The organism is Georgenia sp. Marseille-Q6866, assembly GCF_965111665.1.
Genome location: NZ_CBCOOR010000002.1, coordinates 198454 through 216660 on the forward strand (window position 1 = coordinate 198454; position 18207 = coordinate 216660).

The window sequence follows — 18207 nt, forward strand, 5'->3', positions numbered from 1 at the left end:
TGTGGTGCTCATGGATTCTTGCAAAGCCTGCCGTGCGGGGCGCGTCCGGTCAGAACCGTCCGCCGCCTCCACCGAAGCCGCCGCGCTGCCCGCCGTAGCCGCCACCAAAGCCCCCACCAAAGCCGCCGAAGGAGTTGATGTCGCGCTCGGCGAGCTGCTGGGCTGCGGCGATGCGCTGCTCGGCCTGCTGGACGAGCGCGAGGGCGCGCTCGGGGTCGCTGTCGGCGAGGGCGGCGGCCTGCTCGGCGAGCCGAGTGGCCTCCGACAGCCGCGTGCGGGCCTCGCTGCCGACGGCGCCGCGGCGGGTGCGGATGAAGTCCGAGACGGCGCCGATGCGGGCGTTGACGGCGTCGAGCCGGTGGGCGAGCTGGGTGCGGGCACGCTCGCGGCGCTCCTCGAGCTGGCGGGAGGGCGCGAGTGCGGCATCGAGGGCGTCCTCGGCGGCGGTGAGCCGCTCGAGCGCGGCGAGCGGGTCCCCGCCCTGCCGGGCCTGGTTGCCCATCTCGATCGCGGCGCGTGCCTCGGCCACGCGGGGCGCGACGACGGTGTCGTCGGGGGCGAGGCGGGCGGCGTCCTGGATGTCGGAGCCGATGGACGCGAGGGCGGCGTCGAGCCGCTGCCCCGCCTGGGCGAGGTCGTCGCCCGCGCGGTCGACGGCGTCGAGGAGGGAGGCGGCCTGGCCGATCGCCTCCTGCGCGGTGTAGGCCGCGGCGACGGCGGCCGCCCGGTCACCGGCGTCGACGTGGCGACGACCCTCGGCAATCGCCTCCCGTGCCCCCTCGAGCAGGCCGGTGGCCTGCTGCGGGTTCTGCGAGATCGAGGTGAGCGCGGAGGCCGGGTAGCGGGCGGCGAGCCCGTCGAGGACGACCCGTGCGGTGGGCAGGCGACCCTCGACCTCCCCGGCGCGGATCTCCATCTCCCCGAGCACCTGCGGCGCGCGGGACTGCATGTCGCGCAGCTCGGCGAAGTGGGACGCCTGCTCCTGCAGGGTCGTGGCGACGTCGTCGCACAGGGTGAGGATCTCGGCCATCATCGTCCGCGCCTGCGGCTCGGTCTCGGGCTGGTCGTCGTCGAGGAGCTGGCGCACGTGGAAGGCGCGCGCGGCCTTGGTCTTCGCCTCGGCGAGCGCGTTGCTGAAGGGGTCGGTGGCCTGGAGGCCGAACTGGGCGCGGGCGAAGCCAAGCTCCTCCTCGGAGGACCGGATCGCGTCGTCGACGGCGACGAGCGCGGAGCCGGCCCGCTTGTTGAGCTCCTCGGTGGGCAGGCGCAGCGGGTGGTCGGCGGGCAGCTCCTGGCCGCGCGGCCCGCGCGGGGCCGCGCCCTGCTTGTTCCGCCCGCGCACCCAGGAGAAGAGGGAGATGGCCGCGATGACGAGGAGACCGATGACGAAGATGGTCCCGAAGCCGATCCCGCCGCCGCTGCTGCCGCCCGGGCCGGGCGCGCCCGCGCCGCTGCCGTCCCACTCGCGCAGGCCCTCGGCGGCGGCGACGGCCGCCTGGCCCCAGCTGTCCTGCCGCAGCTCCGGCTCGACGTACTCGGTGCTGACGGCCTGCAGGCCCTGCTCGGAGATCGTCGTCGTGTCCCCGCACAGGCAGTAGTTGCGGTCCTCGACGGCGACGGCGAGGAGGACGTCGTCGGTGCCGAGGTCGGAGGTGCTGATCGTCTCCTGCGCCCAGCTCTCGCGGTCCATGCCGTCGAAGGTGTCGACGTACACGACGAAGAGGTCGACGCCGCGCTCCTCCTGGAGCTCGGTGACCGCGTCCTCGATGTCCGAGACCTCCCCGCCGTCGAGCACGCCGGCCTCGTCGGTCACCGGGCCCTCGAGGAAGAGCGGGGGCTCCGCGGCCGCCGGCCCGGCGACGAGGCCGAGCAGGACGAGGAGGGGGGCGACGAGGGCGGCGCGCAGGCGCCGCGAGGAGGTCTGGCTCACCCTGCGATCTTCGCCTCCCCGCCGGTGCAGCGCAATGTGCCTACCGGGGCCGCGCGATGGGCAGCTTCGTCCCGACGGCCTCGCGCTCGTCGAGGACGGCGCGGCGGAAGCGGACGAGCTTGGCCGGGCGGCCGCCGGTGGAGGAGTCGACCTCCCCGGTCTCCTCGACGAGCTCCTGCTGCTCGACGAGCCGCCGGAAGTTCTGCTTGTGGAGCGGCTGCCCGGCCACCGCCTCGACGGTCGTCTGCAGCCGGCCGAGGGTGAAGCTCTCGGGGAGCATCTCGAAGACGACCGGCCGGTACTGGATCTTGGCCCGCAGGCGGCTGATGCCGGTGGCGAGGATCCGGCGGTGGTCGCGCTGCATCGGCAGACCGGGAGCGCCGGCGCCCTGCGCCTCGGGGACGAGGCCCGCCTCGTAGAGGAGCTCGTAGCGCTGGAGGGCCAGCTCGGGCAGCCACGGGTTGTCCTCGAGCCCGAAGGTCACCGCGGTGCGCAGACGGCGCCGCTGGGCCAGCTCGTCGTCCGCCGTCGTCGTGGCCCACCGCTCCAGGGCGGGGGCGAGGACCGCCTCGACCACGCCGTCGCCGGCCCGCTGGTCCTCCCAGGGGAAGTACTCGAGCCAGCTGCGCCAGCCCGGCGTCACCGCCGAGACGGTGGTGAGGCCGAGATAGGAGATCTCCAGGACGGGGCTGGGCCCGCGGCTGCGGTCGGCGTAGGTGTAGAGCTGCTCGACGTAGCCGAGCTCGTAGCCGGTCTGCCGGGTGACCCAGGAGCGCATGCCCCCCTGCATGGACCCGCCGCCGGGCTGGAGCGGGCCCGAGGGCAGGAGCTGGCCGTCGGCCGTGGTGAGGACGAGCGGGACGTCGTTCTGCACCGCGGTGATGACGGCGACGAGCTCGGCGCTCACGCGCTCCTCGTCCACCTGGCCTCCCGTCGTCGTCATGTCGGGCCCCATCATGCCGGGTCGGAGGAGGACGACGGCGGTCGGGCGGGCCCGTCGGTGCGTCGCGCTAGCCTGACCGCAGCCCATGACAAGGAGGAGGAGCTCGATGGTGGACGTGGTGCGGTGGGGCGTGCTCGGTGCGGCCCGGATCGCCGAGAAGGCGGTCATCCCCGCCATCCGGCGGGCCGGTGCCGGTGAGGTCGTGGCGGTGAGCTCGGCCAGCGGCCGGGCGCAGGACTACGCGGAGCGGCTCGACATCGCCCGGCACTACGGCAGCCACGAGGAGCTCCTCGCGGACCCCGGCGTCGACGCGGTCTACGTGCCCCTGCCCAACACCGAGCACGCGCGGTGGACCATCGCCGCCGTCGAGGCCGGCAAGCACGTGCTGTGCGAGAAGCCGATCGTCCAGGGCCTGGCCGAGCTCGACGCCGTCGAGGCGGCGGCCCGGCAGGCCGGCGTGCAGGTCGCCGAGGCCTTCATGTACCGCTACCACCCCCAGCTGCAGCGGGTGCGCGAGGTGCTCGACGGCGGGGAGATCGGTGAGCTCGTCACCGTCGAGTCCTCCTTCCACTTCGTCCAGGCGCGTACCGAGCCGCTCGACATCCGGCTGCGCCGGGACCTGGGTGGCGGCGCCCACAACGACATCGGCTGCTACCCGGTGGACCTCCTCGGCTGGCTCACCGGCGCCGAGCCGGACGACCTGGGCGTGGTCGCGCAGGTCGAGGAGCCGGGCGGCGCGGCCACCCGGGTCTCGGTCGCCGCGCGGTACGGGACGGTGACGGCGAACCTCCACTGCTCCTTCGACGCGGCCTTCCGCGCCGAGGCACGGCTCATCGGCAGCGCGGGCAGCATCCACCTGCCGGACGTGTTCCGGGCGGACCAGCGCGAGGGGCGGGCACGGATCGTCCTCGAGCGCGACGGTGAGGAGACCGCCGTCGTCGAGGTCGAGGGCGACCAGTACGGCACGGAGGTCGCGCGCTTCGCCGAGCGGGTGCGCACCGGCACTCCCGACGCGGAGGACGCCGCCCTCACCCGCCGCACCGCGGCGACCCTCGGGCGCATCACCCAGCTCGCCTACGCCTGACGGTCGGGCCCGCCCCGCCCCCGTCGCCGAGAGCCGGACTCCTCCCGCCGCCCCCATGTCACCGACAGCCGGATTCCTCGGCGGGACGGCTCAGCCGTCGGCGGGAGGGCGGTGTCGCTGAGGTCCTCGGCGTCGACGATCGTGTAGGCGTAGCCCTGCTCGGCGAGGAAGCGCTGCCGGTGGGCGGCGAACTCCTGGTCGACGGTGTCGCGGGTGACGACGGTGTAGAAGTGCGCGGTCTTGCCGTCGGCCTTGGGCCGCAGCAGCCGGCCGAGCCGCTGCGCCTCCTCCTGCCGGGACCCGAAGGACCCGGACACCTGCACCGCGACCGAGGCCTCGGGCAGGTCGATGGAGAAGTTCGCGACCTTCGACACGACGAGCACCGGCAGCTCACCGGCGCGGAACTGTGCGAACAGCTGCTCGCGCTGGTTCACGCTCGTCGCGCCGGTGATGACGGGCGCGTCGAGCCGGTTGGAGAGGTCCTCGAGCTGGTCGAGGTACTGCCCGATGACGAGCACCTGCTCGCCCGGGTGGCGGCGCACGATGTCCTCCACGACCCGCTCCTTGCCGCCGGCAGTGGCCGCCAACCGGTAGCGGTCCTCCGCCTCGGCGGTCGCGTAGACCATCCGCTCGCCGTCCGGCAGCGTCAGGCGCACCTCGGTGCACTCGGCGGGCGCGATGTAGCCCTGCGCCTCGATGTCCTTCCACGGCGCGTCGTAGCGCTTGGGGCCGATGAGCGAAAAGACCTCGTCCTCCCGGCCGTCCTCGCGCACGAGCGTGGCGGTCAGGCCGAGCCGGCGGCGCGCCTGGAGGTCCGCCGTCATCCGGAAGATCGGCGCCGGCAGCAGGTGGACCTCGTCGTAGAGGATGAGGCCCCAGTCGCGGGCGTCGAGCAGCTCGAGGTGCGGGTAGAGGCCCTTGCGCTTCGTCGTCAACACCTGGTAGGTCGCGATCGTCACCGGTCGCACCTCCTTGCGCGCCCCGGAGTACTCGCCGATCTCGTCCTCGGTGAGGGTGGTGCGGCGCAGCAGCTCGTCGCGCCACTGGCGGGCCGAGACGGTGTTGGTGACGAGGATGAGCGTCGTCGTCGCCGAGCGGGCCATCGCCCCCGCGCCGACGAGGGTCTTGCCCGCCCCGCAGGGGAGGACGACGACGCCGGAGCCGCCGTGCCAGAACGTGTCGACGGCCTCCTCCTGGTAGGGCCGCAGCGCCCAGCCGTCCTGCTCGAGGGCGATCGGGTGCGCCTCGCCGTCGACGTACCCGGCGAGGTCCTCCGCCGGCCAGCCGAGCTTGACGAGCACCTGCTTGACCTGGCCGCGCTCGCTCGAGTGGACGACGACGGTGCTGGGATCGAGACGCTCACCCACGAGGCCGGCCATCTTCCTCGACCGCAGCACCTCCTCGAGCACGGCGTTGTCCGTGCTCTCGAGGACGAGCCCGTGGGCCGGGTGGGCGACGAGACGCAGGCGCCCGTAGCGGTCCATCGTCTCGGCGACGTCGACGAGCAGGGAGTGCGGGACGGGGTAGCGCGAGAAGTCGATGAGCGCGCTCACCACCTGCTCGGCGTCGTGCCCCGCGGCGCGCGCGTTCCACAGCCCCAGGGGCGTGAGCCGGTAGGTGTGGATGTGCTCCGGGGCGCGCTCGAGCTCCGCGAAGGGAGCGATCGCGCGGCGGGCGTCCCGCGCGCGCGGGTGGTCGACCTCGAGGAGGAGGGTCTTGTCGGACTGGACGATGAGGGGGCCATCAGGCATCCGACCATTGTCACCCCACGGGCGGGCGAGCTCCCAGTGACGTCCCCCTCGCCTGACCCCATGCCTCTCGCGTCGAGAGCCGAACTCCTCCGCAGATGGCGCATGGTCCCCTCCGTGCCGAGAACCGGATTCCTCGACGCGCGATGCCCCTTGCCCGAGCGGGACCTCGCTCAGTAGCCGAGTCCCCACGGCTTCCGACGCACCTCGAGCGAGATGCCCAGCAGCTCCATGACCGCGTGCTCGAGCAGCGGGGCGCGACCGAGGATGTCGCCCGAGGTGGCCACCAGCACAATCCACTGGAAGCGCTCACGGATGTCGCGACGGCGCTCCTCGTCGTGTCGTTGCTGGTCGAAGGTTCGGAGGTGGTGCTCCACGCCGTCGTACTCGATACCGATCCGCTCCTTCAGGTACCCGGAATCGAGGCGGTACACCTCCCGACCGTGCTCGTCGGTGAGGCTGCTTGCACCGCCGGACGCGGCAGCCCCGCCTCGATGAGCCGCAGCCGCAGCCAAGACTCGGGAGGCGACTCCGCAGCCGGCTCACACAGGTCGATGACCTCGCGCGCGCGGCGGATGAAGCGCCGTCCCTTGAGGAGCTCTGACGCTGCTGTCAGCTCCTCGATTGTCGCGAGTCCGGCATGGGTGAGGGCGTCAACGGCACCGAGACCGATGAACCGCGGCCGGTACCTCGCAAGGTCAAGTCCCGTCCGCGTCGGTGTCGTCACCGGTACTCCGTTCGCGATGGCCACGTCCTTGAGCGGAAGATCGCTAATGAACGCGTTGATCCCCGGGCGGTCCGGGCGCACCGCGCCGGTCGGAACGACGCACTCGAGGAGGGGCGGCGACTGCCAGCGACCAGGTGGGCGTACATCGAGGCCGAGTACCCATGCCGCTGACTCACGAGCCACGGCGGCACCTCGGGGCAGCACGCGCGCCGTGGCCGCGATGCGCGCGTCGAGGTCATCCGCGAGGGCTGCCGGCGGGTAGACGCCCTGATGGGGACGAACGAGCTCACCGCTGCGGCACAGCTCGGTGAGGGCGTCGGCGTGCAAGCCGTGGCGGGCGGCGTCACGGATCGTGAAGGGTTCGGTGATGAGCTCCATGGTCCGACGATGGGGGTGGCGACGCCGGTGGTGACGGCTGGTCGCTGAGCGCAGTGGACCGGGCGCGCGTGACGGCGCATGTGGAGCAATGAGAGCCGGAGGGATCCGGCTGTCGGCGGGGAGGGGAGGCGGGGGCTTGCGGAGGAATCCGGCTGTCGGCGGGGAGGGAGGCGGGGGCTTGCGGAGGGATCCGGCTGTCGGCGGGGAGGGGGCGGGGGACGGAGGGGGTCAGTCGGCGACGGCGCTGATGCGGTGGATGGCGACGACGAGCTCGGACTCGCGGTCGAGGTCGATCATCCGCACGCGACCACCCTCGACGCTCACCGGCCGCACCCGCCGGCGCTCGGGCTTGCCGCTCGCGCCGATGAGGACGACGCGCACCGTGCTGCCGGCGCTCGCGGCCTCCCGCAGCGCCGCGACGGTGTGGACCGGGTCGGTCGCCGGGAGGTCGTCGCGCTGGTCGGCCCGCTCCTGGCCGGTCCGCATCCGGCCCACGAGCCGCTCGAGGGCGACGTCGTCAGGTCCCTGCACCTGGACCTCGCCCGCCCGCTGCACGCGCGGGGCCGTGCGGACGGCGCGCCGCGCCTCCGGCCGGGCACCGACGGACGCACCTCCGGGGCCCTCGAGCACCGGCGCAGCCCCGGTGCGGCGCAGCGTCTCGAGCAGCTCCCCGGGCAGGGCGCGGCTGACGAGCGCCGTCGGGGCGATCTCCCGCAGGCCCAGGCCGGCCAGCCGCGGGTCGGCGAGGAGGGCGCGGGTGGTGGCCTCGTCCGGCGTCCGGAGGTAGCTTCCGGCGCCGCCCACGCGCAGCCGTCCGTGCCGCCGGGCCGTGTCCCCCACGAGGTACTCCAGCGCCTGCGGCAGCGGGGTGCGGGAGACGTCGGCCAGCCGCTCGAGGAGGGACTGCGCCTCCGTCCCGGCGTCCAGCGCCCGCCGCACCGACTCCGCGGTGAAGCGCACGGTGAGCGCCGCGCCGCGGCTCTCGACGTCGGCCACCTGGTCGAGCAGCTCGGCCAGCTCGCGTGTGGGACGCCCCGGCACGACGGCGGTGAGGTCACCCTGGACGAGGATCTCGCCCACCGGCTCCGGCAGGTCTGCCGCGAGGGCCGCGGCGACGTCGCCCGCCCCGTCCGCGAGCGCGCGGCCCGCGGAGCCGAGCGCGCCCGCGCCGGTGAGCCCGAGCAGCTCCGCCTCCGCGAGGACGGCGGCGACGCTCGCCTCCGGTGGGGTCGCGCGCGGCGCCTGCCAGCGCAGCACGGCGTGGACGTCGGTGGCAGCCGGCGCCGTCCCGGTGGGCAGGGAGGCGAGCACCCGACGGCGCAGCCGCGCCGCCCAGCCCCGCTCCAGGCCCGGCCCGAGCGCCGCGCGCAGCGTGCCGCGGTCGTCACGGGTGCCCACGAGCCACGGCATCCGCGGGGAGTCGAGCCAGCCCTCGGCGAGGGCGACCCACCGGTCGGCGAGCTCGTCCTCGGCCCAGTCCGCGGCAGGGGCGGCGGGCCCGAGGACCGGGCGCTCGCCGTCGTCGTCGGGGCCGACGAGGCCGGCCATCGCGGCGATCTCGACGATCTCCGCCGCCTGCTCGGGGGTGGTGCCGAGGTCGCCGGCGAGCCGGCGCAGCTCACGCACGCCCAGGCCGCCGCTGCGCAGCGCGGGCGCGGGCTCGTGCGTCCACTGCCGGACGACGACCCCCACGAGCCGGACCAGCTCCTCGGCCGCGCGCGTGGACTCGGCGGCGACGACGGCGGGCGGCCGGCTCGGCGCCTCCACCCGCGGCGGGTGGGGGTGCGGCTCGGGGTGCGTGCGTCCGCCGCGTGCGGCCAGTCCCGTCTCCAGGGGCAGCACCACCTGGGTGGCGCTGAGCCGCTGGAGGACGCCGTGGTCGAGGAGCCAGCGCGTGGCGCCGGCCGGCTCACCGCTCGTCACACCGACGGGCGTGCCGCTCACGAGCGCGTCGAGCACGCGGTGGGCGGCGGGCGGAGCGTCGGCGAGCACGGCGGTGAGCGCCTCGGGCGTGGTGACGGGGGCGTGGACGGCGTCGAGCGCCGCGAGCGGCGGGCCGAGCCGGGCCGGGTAGGGGCCGAGCGCCTCGTGGAGCGCGAGGACGGGCAGGCCGCCGACGACGAGCAGCAGGCGCTCCAGCCGGGTGTGCGCCTCGTCCACCCGCGCCGCCGTCGTGGCGTCCGCAGCGCCCATGGCCGAGCGCACGGCCCCGGCGTCGACCGGGCCGAGCCCGCCGAGCGCGCACACCGCCTCGGCGACCTCCAGGACGTGCTGGTCCAGGCCCGCGAGAACCCGCTCGACCGAGGGGCGGGAGCAGGCGCGGGCGGCGAGGGCCGTGAGGGTCGTGGGCGGTGGCACGGGCAGGTCGGGCCGCTCGCGCAGGAGCGTGACGACGTCCGCGTCGGGGCGCCGGGAGAGCTCGGTGACGACGTCGGCCAGCCGGGCCGTCCCACCGGTGGTCACGGGGTGGTGCCCTCGCCGTCGTCAGTGGCCTGGCCGCCGTCGTCGCCGGTGCCGGCGGGTGCCGGGGGCAGCTCGGGGTTGCCGAGCGCGTGCCACACCTGCGCGAGGGGCAGCACGCCCTGGGGCCCGGACGGGTTGATGAGGAGCGCCTTGGCGCGGTTGGCCACGACCAGCTGGAGCAGCGCCCCGGCCGGGAGCCGGCGGGCACCGAAGTCGGGGTTGTAGGCGGCCACCTCGACGGGGGAGGTGAAGGCGAGGAGCACCGGCTTGCCGTCGGTGCGGTCGCGCACGAGGACGGGACCGGCGCGGCCGTCGGTCTCGGTGTGGGCGATGAACAGGTCGGTGCCCGGCTCGCTCAGCGCGGTGACGAGCTCCTGGGCGGTGTGCGGGCCCGTGAGCAGGTCCTTGACGGCGCTCGCGCTGGGCGCGGCGAGGGCGAGCTCGACCTCCTTGCGGCCGATGGCGCACGAGGGGCCGTTCGGGTCGATGAGGAACCAGCCCAGCTCCTCGGCCTTGCGGAAGGTCTCGAGCAGCGCCGTGCCGGCCTGCGCGATGCCGGTCACCCGCTCCTCGGCCGTGGCGGCCTTGGCGCGGAACTCCGCGAGGGCGGCATTGCTCGTGAACGCGGCGAGGGCACGGCTGCCGTCCGGCGCGGTCAGCGTGGTGAGACGCAGCTCCGGGGCGGGCGTGCCGGGCGCGGGCAGCTCCGAGCCGGTCGCGTCGACGACGAGCTTCCCGCCCAGCGCCTGACGCAGCACGTGAAGCATGCGCCTGGGCCCGGGGTCGGCGGCGAACTCGGCGACGGCGGCGCGCACCAGCGCGTTGTCCGGCGGGGTGGCCGGCGCCGGCGGGGGCACGATCTCCCCGAGCCGGGCGCTGTCGAGGACGACCTCCAGCTCCCCGGGCACCGAGCAGTAGTAGAGGAGCAGGCGCCCGTCCTCGTCGAGGAGGTCGGCGGGCTGCGCCTCGGTGAGGAGGTGGACACGCGCGTCGGGGACGGCGCCGGTGGAGGCGCCCGGTCCCTGCTCGACGACGGCGAGGATCTGGCCCGCGTCGCGCGACTCGCCCAGGCGCACGATCCACGTGCCACGGTCGTCGATGAAGCTGAGCGGGACGCCCACGGTCTCCAGGACGTCGAGGAGGCGCAGTGAGCCGCCCAGGCGCAGGCGGCGCCGTCCGGGCCGGGTGCCGTCGGCGAGCACCGGGCCGTCGCGGTCGACGGCGATGTCGAGGACCTCGGGCCGCGGGCGGTCACCGGGCTCGGCGATGCTCGCGACGGCAGCACCCTCCGGCTCGGGCGCGGTGGCGGCCGTCCCCGCCGTCGTCTCCTCCGCGCCACGCGGTCCCGGGACGGCGAGGCCGGCGGCGGTGATGCGCTGCGCCATCCAGCCGGGCACGGCCTCGTCGCGGCGCGGGTAGCGGGTGAGGTGGTGGACGAGGTCGGTCGCGTCGAGCGGCTCCTCGCCCTCGCGCCAGGGGGCGGGCTCGCCGTCACGGTTGAAGCGGCCGGTCACGGTGAAGGTGGGCTCGGGCCAGCCGACGGCGCTCAGCGTGAGCGCGGCCTCGATCCACGTGCCCTGCTCGGGCTGGGCGCTGAGGTCCTGCAGGCGGCGGGCGAGGGTGTAGGGCGGCTGGTCGGCGGTGAGGCGGCCCAGACGGGCGGTGCGCTCCTCGCCACGAACCTCGACGACCCGGAAGGACACGACGTCACGCAGCGGCCGCAGCTGCAGGTGCAGCTCGTCCCAGCCGGGCTCGGCGGGGAAGGAGTCGACCATCCAGCGGGCCAGCACGCTGAGGACCTCCTGCTGGACAGGGTCCGGGGACTGCTGCGTCATCTCTCGCCCTTCACTCGCTCGGTGCGCCAGGGCCTCCCGGCCCCGTCGTCCACGGTATAGCCCGCCGGGGCCCGGCGATCACCCGAAGCGGAACGGGCCCGGAGGGCGCTCCAGGGCCGGTAAACTGGTGGTTCCCTCCGGCGGCACGATGCCGCCCCCTCCGCCCCTGCACCGCCCCAGAGAGGTCCCATGCCCACCGGCAAGGTCAAGTGGTTCGACGCCGACCGTGGTTTCGGCTTCATCACCGCCGACGACGGCACCCAGGTCTTCCTCCACGCCTCGGCACTGCCCGCGGACAACCCCAACCCCAAGCCCGGGGCGAAAGTCGACTTCGGTCTCGCCGACGGCCGCAAGGGCCCCTCCGCGCTGTCCGTGCGCCTGCTCGACCCGCCGCCGTCCGTCGCCAAGGCGCACCGCCGCCCGGCCGAGGACATGGTGCCGATCGTCGAGGACCTCATCCGCGAGCTCGACCGCGCCTCCGGCGAGCTGCGTCGTGGCCGCTATCCCGAGAAGGGCCGGGGCACGAAGCTCGCCCAGGTCCTGCGCGTTCTCGCCGACCAGTTCGACGCCTGAGCCTGGGCAACTAGGATCAAGTCGTGACTGCACCCGCCGTGCTCGTGCCCCGCACCGCCCCGCCCGCCAAGGAGGCGGTGCTGGCGGGCGCCGTCGACCTCGCCCGCGAGGCCGTCGTCGCCGACGTCGGCGAGGCGCAGGTCGGGGAGCACGCGGGCTACGTCGTCGAGGACTCCCGGCTCCTCACCCACGTCTTCACCTCCCTCCTGCCCGGCTACCGCGGCTGGTACTGGGCGGTGACGCTGGCGCGGCCACCCCGTGCGCGCCGGGCCACCGTCGTCGAGGTCAACCACCTTCCCGGCTCCCAGGCGGTCCTCGCGCCCGGCTGGGTGCCGTGGTCCGAGCGGCTGCAGCCCAGCGACGTCGGCCCCACCGACGAGCTGCCCTACATCGGCGACGACGAGCGGCTGGACGCCGGGTACGAGGCGACCGGGATCGACGCCGACGTCCTCGGTCCCGAGCTCGCCTACGAGGTGGGTCTGGGCCGGGAGCGCGTGCTGTCGGCCGAGGGCCGCAGCCAGGCCGCGACGCGCTGGTACGAGGGGGAGCGTGGACCCACCTCGCGCGGTGCCCGCGCCGCGAGCGAGCAGTGCTCCACCTGCGCCTTCTTCCTCCCCCTGGCCGGCTCGCTGCGCCAGGTCTTCGGGGTGTGCGCCAACGAGTGGTCCCCCGACGACGGCGGCGTCGTCAGCCTCGACCACGGCTGCGGCTCCCACTCCGAGACGGGCGAGCGCCACCGGCCCAGCGACTGGAACCCGACCGCGCCGGTCATCGACGAGCTCCAGCTCGACATCGTCTCCCTCGCGCACCCGCACGACCCGCCCGCCGGCGAGCCGCAGACGGGGACCACGCCCGACGCCTCGTGACCGCACGCGCGGCCGGGCGCGGGGAGCCCATGTTCCCCATGCGGCCCGTGGTGCTGGGCGCCTTCGTGCCCTCCCTGGTCTTCGAGATCGGGATCGGCGCGATGCTGCCGATCGTCCCGCTCACGGCGACGGGGCTGGGGGCGTCCCTCGCCGTCGCCGGCTTCATGGCGGCCCTCCTGCCGATCGGCCAGCTCCTCGCCGACGTTCCCGCCGGGGCGCTGTCCGCCCGGCTCGGTGACCGTGGCGCGATGCTGCTCGCGGGCCTCGTGGCCTCGCTCGGTTTCGTCGGCCTCGCGCTCGCGCCGAACCTCGCGCTCCTCGCCGTCAGCGTCCTCGTCATCGGCGCGGCGAACGCGGTGTTCAACCTCGCCCGGCACGCCTACCTCACCGAGATCACCCCACCGCTGCGCCGTGCCCGCGTGCTGTCGACCCTCGCCGGGGTCCACCGCATCGGGCTGTTCATCGGCCCCTTCGCCGGAGCGGCCGTCATCCACGGCGCCGACGTCCGCGCGGGGTACTGGCTGGCGCTGGGCACCTCCCTCGTGGCCACCGCCGTCATCGCGGCCGTCCGGTCCGAGCCCGGTACCGCGGGCGCGGCGCCGCGGCGGGACGCGCCCCCGCGGCGGTCGATGCGCTCGGTGCTCGTCGAGCACCGGCAGGTCTTCGCCACGCTCGGGGTCGCGGTGCTCCTCGTCGGCGCCGTGCGTGGCGCCCGGCAGACCGTGCTGCCGCTGTGGACCGAGCACCTGGGCCTGGACCCCGCCGTCACGAGCATCGTCTTCGGGATCGCGGGCGCGGCGGACATGCTGCTCTTCTACCCGGCCGGGAAGGTCATGGACTCCTTCGGCCGGCTGTGGATCGGGGTGCCGGCCGTGCTCACCATGGGCCTGGCGATGGCCCTGCTGCCGCTGACGACGACCCTCGGTCCCGTCGTCGCGGTGGCCGTGCTCCTCGGCCTGGGCAACGGGATGAGCTCGGGCATCCTCATGACGCTCGGCGCGGACACCGCCCCACCCGGTGAGCGGGCCCAGTTCCTCGGGATCTGGCGCGTCTTCCAGGACGGCGGGGCTGCGCTCGGTCCGCTCGTCGTCTCCGGCGGCGCCGCCCTCGGCTCACTGGCCGCCGGCATCTGGGTGATGGCGGCCGGTGGCGGGCTCGCGACCGCTGCGCTGGCCCGTGGGTCCCGCGCTGGTCGGTCCACGCCACCCGCACCACCCGCCGCCGCGCCGGCCTCCTGTAACCGCCGCCTCCCGCGCTCGCGCGCCCCCAACCTCCCGCGCGCCTCATCCCTTCCGCGCCGAGAGCTGAGTTGTTACTCGCTGAGCCCCGACCGGTAGCGGTGAGCGGGACGCTGGACGAGTAACACGTCAGCGCTCGGCGGCGCGGAGGCGTTCGAGGAGTAACAAGTCAGCGCTCGGCGGCGGGGAGGCGTTCGAGGAGTAACAAGTCAGCGCTCGGCGGGGAGGGGAGGGGCGGGGCGGGGCGGGGTGCGAGGGAGTGTCAGCGGGTGGTTTCGGTGCGGGTGAGGCGGGGGTCCTGCGGACGGATCTCGTGGACGCCGCCGACGAGCTCGACGGCGGCCTCGGTCTCGCGCTCGGCGCAGCTCGGCCCGACCCACAGCTCGACGGTGCCCGGCTCCACGACCCGGACCATGCGGCGGTCGCTGAAGGCGAGGCGCGTCGTGGGGACGGTGAGGTGGACGGTCACCTCCTCGCCGGGCTCCAGGTCGACGCGGCAGTAGCCGAGGAGCTGGGCAACCGGCCGGGTGACGGTGCCGACGACGTCGCGCCCGTAGAGCTGGACGACGTCGGTCCCCGCCCGCTCGCCGGTGTTGCGCACCCGCACGGACACCTCGATGCTGCCGTCGGTCGCCACCTCCGGCGCGGCGACCTCCAGCCCGGTCCGGGCGAAGGTCGTGTAGCCGAGCCCGTGCCCGAAGGGCAGCGCGGGGGTGGGGTCGAGGTTCGTCGTCGAGGACGGGCCGGCGAGCGCGGGGTGCAGGTAGGAGTAGGGCTGGGAGCCGGCCGACCGGGGCATGCTCACGGGCAGGCGCCCGGAGGGGTTGACCCGCCCGGTGAGCACGCCGGCCAGCGCCGCGCCGCCCGCCTCGCCGGGGAAGAAGCTCTGGACGACGGCGGCGGCCCGCTCCAGCGCCCAGTCCACGACGTAGGGGCGGCCGGTGAGCAGGACGAGCACGACCGGGGTGCCCGTGGCGAGCACCGCCTCGACGAGCTCGCGCTGCACACCGGGCAGCTCGAGGTCGTCGCGGTCGCAGCCCTCACCGACGGTCCCGCGCCCGAAGAGCCCGGACTGGTCACCGACGACGACGACGGCGACCTCCGCCTCCGCGGCGAGTGCCACCGCCTCGGGGATCCCGGAGCGGTCGTCGTCGTCCACGGCGCAGCCGGCGGCGTAGGTGGCCTCGACCCCCTCCGTGCGCAGCGCCTCGAGCACGGTGGGGGCGGCGATGCCGTCCTCCGTGCCGGGGTGCTGCGGGATGACGTGGTTGACGAAGGAGTAGCAGCCGAAGAGCGCCGGCACGCGGTGCGCGTTCGGGCCGACGACGGCGACGCGCGCCGGGGCGGCCAGCGGCAGGGTGCCGTCGTTGCTCAGGAGCACGACCGACTCCTCGGCGAGCCGCTGCGCGAGGGCGCGGTGGTGCGGCGGGTCGAGGTCGATCTCGCCCTCGGGGGCGTCGGCGGAGAAGTCCGCGTCGAGCAGGCCGAGCTCCTCCTTCTGACGCAGCACGCGCAGCACGGCGCGGTCGACGAGCTCGATCGGGGTGCGCCCGTCCTCGATGCGCTCGCGGAGCGGGGCGAGGTAGGCGTTGCCGGTGGGCAGCTCGACGTCGATCCCGGCAGCGAGGGCGAGCTGGGCCGCGTGGCCGGGGTTGGCGGCCACGCCGTGCAGGAGGTGGAGGAAGGCGACGCCGAAGTAGTCGGCGACGACGGTCCCGTCGAAGCCCCACTGCTCGCGGAGCAGGCCGGTGAGGATCTCCGGGTCGGCCGCGACGGGCACGCCGTCGATCTCCGTGTAGGCGTGCATGACCGAGCGGGCACCGCCGTCGCGCACCGCCATCTCGAAGGGCGGCAGGAGGACGTCGGCGATCTCGCGGGGCCCGGCGCTGACGGGGGCGAGGTTGCGCCCGGCGCGGGAGGCGGAGTAGCCGACGAGGTGCTTGAGGGTCGCGTGGATCCCGGTGCTCTGCAGGCCGCGCACGTAGGCGGTGCCGACGGTGCCCACGAGGTAGGGGTCCTCACCGATGCACTCCTCGACCCGGCCCCAGCGCGCGTCGCGGACGACGTCGAGGACGGGCGAGAGCCCCTGGTGCACCCCGAGGGCGGCCATGGACTGACCGATCGCGGCGGCCATCTCCTCGACGAGCGCGGGGTCGAAGGCCGCGCCCCAAGCGAGCGGGGTGGGGAAGGTCGCGGCGCGCCAGGCGGCCACGCCGGTGAGGCACTCCTCGTGGGCGATGGCCGGGATGCCGAGGCGGGTGTTCTCCACCAGCCAGCGCTGGGACTCCAGCAGGGCGCGGCGGCCGACGGCGGGCTCGACCGGGCGCGTGCCGAAGACCCGCGTGAGGTGGCCCAGCCCGTGCCGGGCGAACTCGGTGAAGCGGGGCGCCTCATCGAGCATCGCGTCCTGGAGCGGGGCCACGACCTCGCCGTCCGAGCCGGCGCCCACCCACAGGCCGACGATCTGCGCGAGCTTCTCCTCGAGGGTCATCGCGTCGAGGAGCTCCCGCACGCGGGCGCTCGCAGGCTCCTGGTGAGCGCCGGGGGCCAGGGTGTCCTGCTGGACGGGGACGGTGTCGGTCACGGGTGTTCCTTCGTTCGGGGCCCGGCTCGGCCGGGACGGGGTGGTGCTGGCCTCAGCCCTTGACGGCGCCCTGGAGGCCGTTGACGATCCGCTTCTGGGCCGTGAGGAAGAAGACGAGGGCGGGGATCATCGCCAGGGAGGTGAAGGCGAGGACGCCGGCGGTGTCCTGCGCGTGCTCGGTGGAGAAGCTCGCCACACCGAGCGGCAGGGTCTGGGACGAGGGGTCGTTGAGGACGAGCAGCGGCAGCAGGTAGGCGTTCCAGGAGGCGACGAAGGCGAGGACGCCGACCGTCACCATGCCGGGCCCGGACAGGGGCAGCAGGATGCGCCAGAAGAAGCCGATGCGGCTGGCGCCGTCGAGCAGTGCGGCCTCCTCCAGCTCCTTGGGCAGCGCCATGAGGAAGGGCCGCAGGATGACGACGGTCATCGGCAGGGCGAAGGCCGCCTGCGGCAGCGCCACGCCCCACACGCTGTTGGTGAGGCCCAGGTCCCGGACCATGAGGAAGAGCGGGATGATCGCGACGGTCAGCGGAAAGAGCAGGCCGAGCACGAAGACGAGGAAGAGCGACTCGCGGCCCTTGAAGGTGTAGCGCGCCAGCGGGTAGGCCGCCATGATCCCGAAGACGACGACGACCGCCGTCGTGATGAGCGAGACGATCGTCGAGTTGAGGGCGAAGCGCCAGAAGCTCGCCGACGTGATGACGTTCGTGTAGTTGCTCAGCACCCACGGGTCGGGGAAGCTCACCGGGTCGGACGCGAGCTGGGCGTTGCTGCGGAAGCCGCCGAGCACGGCGTAGATCACGGGGGCCAGCGTGGCCGCGACGACGACGAGCGCGATCCCGTAGACGAGCGGGTTGCCGCCGCTGAACGCGTTGCTGCGTCGGCGACGCTGCGGGTCCGGCTCGACGCTCTCCTCCGGCCGGGAGACGGGCACCACGGCGGTCATCGGGTCACCTTCTTCCGGGTGGTGCGGGGCATGTCGGTGTCACGCCGCAGGATGAGGCGCTGGTAGGTGAGCGCGAGGACGAGGGAGATGACGAAGAGGAGGACGGCGACGGCGGAGGCGTAGCCGTACAGGCTCCGGTTCGTCCCCTGGTTGATGAGGTAGATCGCCATCGTGATCGTCGAGTTCGCCGGCCCGCCCTTGGTGAGGATCCAGACCATGTCGAAGAGCTGGAGCGAGCCGATCATCGAGAGGAAGCCCCACGTGCGAATGGTCGGTCCGAGGAGCGGCACGGTGATGCGGCGCTGCACCTGCCACCACGAGGCGCCGTCGATCTGCGCCGCCTCGTAGAGCTCGGGCGGCACGCCCTGGAGCCCCGCGAGGAAGAGGATGACGGCGAGGCCCAGGTACTTCCAGGTGAGGACGACCATGACGGTGTAGAGGGCGATGTCGGGGTCCCCGAGCCACACCTGGACGAGGCTGCCGAGCCCGACGGCCTCCAGCGCGGCGTCCACCGGCCCGTTGGGCTGCAGCAGCATGAACCACACGACACCGGCGACGACCTCCGCCAGGACGTAGGGGACGAAGATGACGACCCGGAGGAAGGAACGGCCCCACATCTCGCGGTTTAGCAGGAGCGCGATCCCCAGGCCGAGGGGCAGCTGGATGAGGATCGACAGGACGACGATCGTGAGGTTGTGCATGACCGCGCTGGTGAAGATCTGGTCCTGCAGGGCGCGGGTGTAGTTCGCCAGGCCGACGAAGTCGTCGAGCGGGCCCAGGCCGTTCCAGCTGTAGGCCGAGTAGCGCACCGCCTGGACGACGGGGACGACGACGAACAGCGCGAACAGCACCAGTGCCGGTCCGACGAAGAAGGCGATCTCCAGGCGCTTGC

Annotated in this window: 13 protein-coding genes and 1 pseudogene; 4 read left to right on the plus strand and 10 right to left on the minus strand. The window is 74.5% G+C overall.

Going from position 1 to position 18207, the window contains the following annotated elements:
* Positions 1-49 precede the first annotated feature (49 nt).
* Both ACWPXV_RS02860 and ACWPXV_RS02865 read right to left on the minus strand, forming a co-directional pair.
* Positions 50-1930 (minus strand): TPM domain-containing protein, encoded by a 1881-nt coding sequence (locus ACWPXV_RS02860; RefSeq protein ID WP_454083803.1) that lies wholly within the window; start codon positions 1928-1930, stop codon positions 50-52.
* A 40-nt stretch (positions 1931-1970) separates the two neighbouring features.
* On the minus strand, positions 1971-2873 hold the full coding sequence (locus ACWPXV_RS02865; RefSeq protein ID WP_454083804.1) for an NUDIX hydrolase: 903 nt from the start codon (positions 2871-2873) through the stop codon (positions 1971-1973).
* Between the two features lie 106 nt (positions 2874-2979).
* Between ACWPXV_RS02865 and ACWPXV_RS02870 the strand changes: the two genes are divergently transcribed.
* Positions 2980-3957 carry a Gfo/Idh/MocA family protein gene (locus ACWPXV_RS02870; protein ID WP_454083805.1) on the plus strand — a complete coding sequence of 326 codons (978 nt, stop codon included), beginning with the start codon at positions 2980-2982 and terminating at the stop codon, positions 3955-3957.
* 119 nt (positions 3958-4076) lie between these two features.
* Here ACWPXV_RS02870 and ACWPXV_RS02875 read toward each other — a convergent pair.
* The 5 genes and pseudogenes from ACWPXV_RS02875 to ACWPXV_RS02895 all read right to left on the minus strand — a co-directional run.
* Positions 4077-5708, minus strand: a pseudogene (locus ACWPXV_RS02875) (DNA repair helicase XPB); the annotation flags it as partial.
* A gap of 170 nt (positions 5709-5878) precedes the next feature.
* A complete protein-coding gene (locus ACWPXV_RS02880; RefSeq protein WP_454083806.1) occupies positions 5879-6139 on the minus strand; it encodes a hypothetical protein in 261 nt (86 codons plus the stop codon).
* Complete coding sequence (locus tag ACWPXV_RS02885; RefSeq protein WP_454083807.1) at positions 6112-6810, minus strand: type IV toxin-antitoxin system AbiEi family antitoxin domain-containing protein; 699 nt, start codon at positions 6808-6810, stop codon at positions 6112-6114. The genes ACWPXV_RS02880 and ACWPXV_RS02885 overlap by 28 nt, the downstream gene beginning before the upstream one ends.
* 228 nt (positions 6811-7038) lie before the next feature.
* The gene (locus tag ACWPXV_RS02890; protein WP_454083808.1) at positions 7039-9273 is read right to left on the minus strand and encodes a helicase-associated domain-containing protein; all 2235 of its coding nucleotides are present in this window, start codon (positions 9271-9273) and stop codon (positions 7039-7041) included.
* Positions 9270-11108 (minus strand): SseB family protein, encoded by a 1839-nt coding sequence (locus tag ACWPXV_RS02895; RefSeq protein ID WP_454083809.1) that lies wholly within the window; start codon positions 11106-11108, stop codon positions 9270-9272. Before ACWPXV_RS02895 ends, ACWPXV_RS02890 begins: the two co-directional genes overlap by 4 nt.
* A 189-nt stretch (positions 11109-11297) precedes the next feature.
* Here ACWPXV_RS02895 and ACWPXV_RS02900 point away from each other — a divergent pair, with 189 nt between their 5' ends.
* The 3 genes from ACWPXV_RS02900 to ACWPXV_RS02910 are packed head-to-tail and all read left to right on the plus strand — an operon-like array spanning position 11298 to position 13884.
* Positions 11298-11681, plus strand: coding sequence for a cold-shock protein (locus tag ACWPXV_RS02900; RefSeq protein WP_454083810.1), 384 nt, complete (start codon positions 11298-11300; stop codon positions 11679-11681).
* Between the two features lie 23 nt (positions 11682-11704).
* Positions 11705-12547 carry a DUF3027 domain-containing protein gene (locus ACWPXV_RS02905; RefSeq protein ID WP_454083811.1) on the plus strand — a complete coding sequence of 281 codons (843 nt, stop codon included), beginning with the start codon at positions 11705-11707 and terminating at the stop codon, positions 12545-12547.
* Positions 12544-13884: an MFS transporter gene (locus ACWPXV_RS02910; RefSeq protein ID WP_454083812.1), complete on the plus strand. Its 1341-nt coding sequence runs from the start codon at positions 12544-12546 to the stop codon at positions 13882-13884. The genes ACWPXV_RS02905 and ACWPXV_RS02910 overlap by 4 nt, the downstream gene beginning before the upstream one ends.
* A 163-nt stretch (positions 13885-14047) precedes the next feature.
* On the opposite strand, the gene ACWPXV_RS02915 is transcribed toward ACWPXV_RS02910, so the two are convergent.
* From ACWPXV_RS02915 to ACWPXV_RS02925, 3 genes are all read right to left on the minus strand, one after another.
* Positions 14048-16276: a beta-xylosidase/alpha-l-arabinosidase gene (locus ACWPXV_RS02915; RefSeq protein ID WP_454083891.1), complete on the minus strand. Its 2229-nt coding sequence runs from the start codon at positions 16274-16276 to the stop codon at positions 14048-14050.
* A gap of 145 nt (positions 16277-16421) precedes the next feature.
* Positions 16422-17315, minus strand: coding sequence for a carbohydrate ABC transporter permease (locus ACWPXV_RS02920; RefSeq protein WP_454083813.1), 894 nt, complete (start codon positions 17313-17315; stop codon positions 16422-16424).
* A complete protein-coding gene (locus ACWPXV_RS02925) occupies positions 17312-18166 on the minus strand; it encodes a carbohydrate ABC transporter permease (RefSeq protein WP_454083814.1) in 855 nt (284 codons plus the stop codon). Before ACWPXV_RS02925 ends, ACWPXV_RS02920 begins: the two co-directional genes overlap by 4 nt.
* Positions 18167-18207 lie beyond the last annotated feature (41 nt).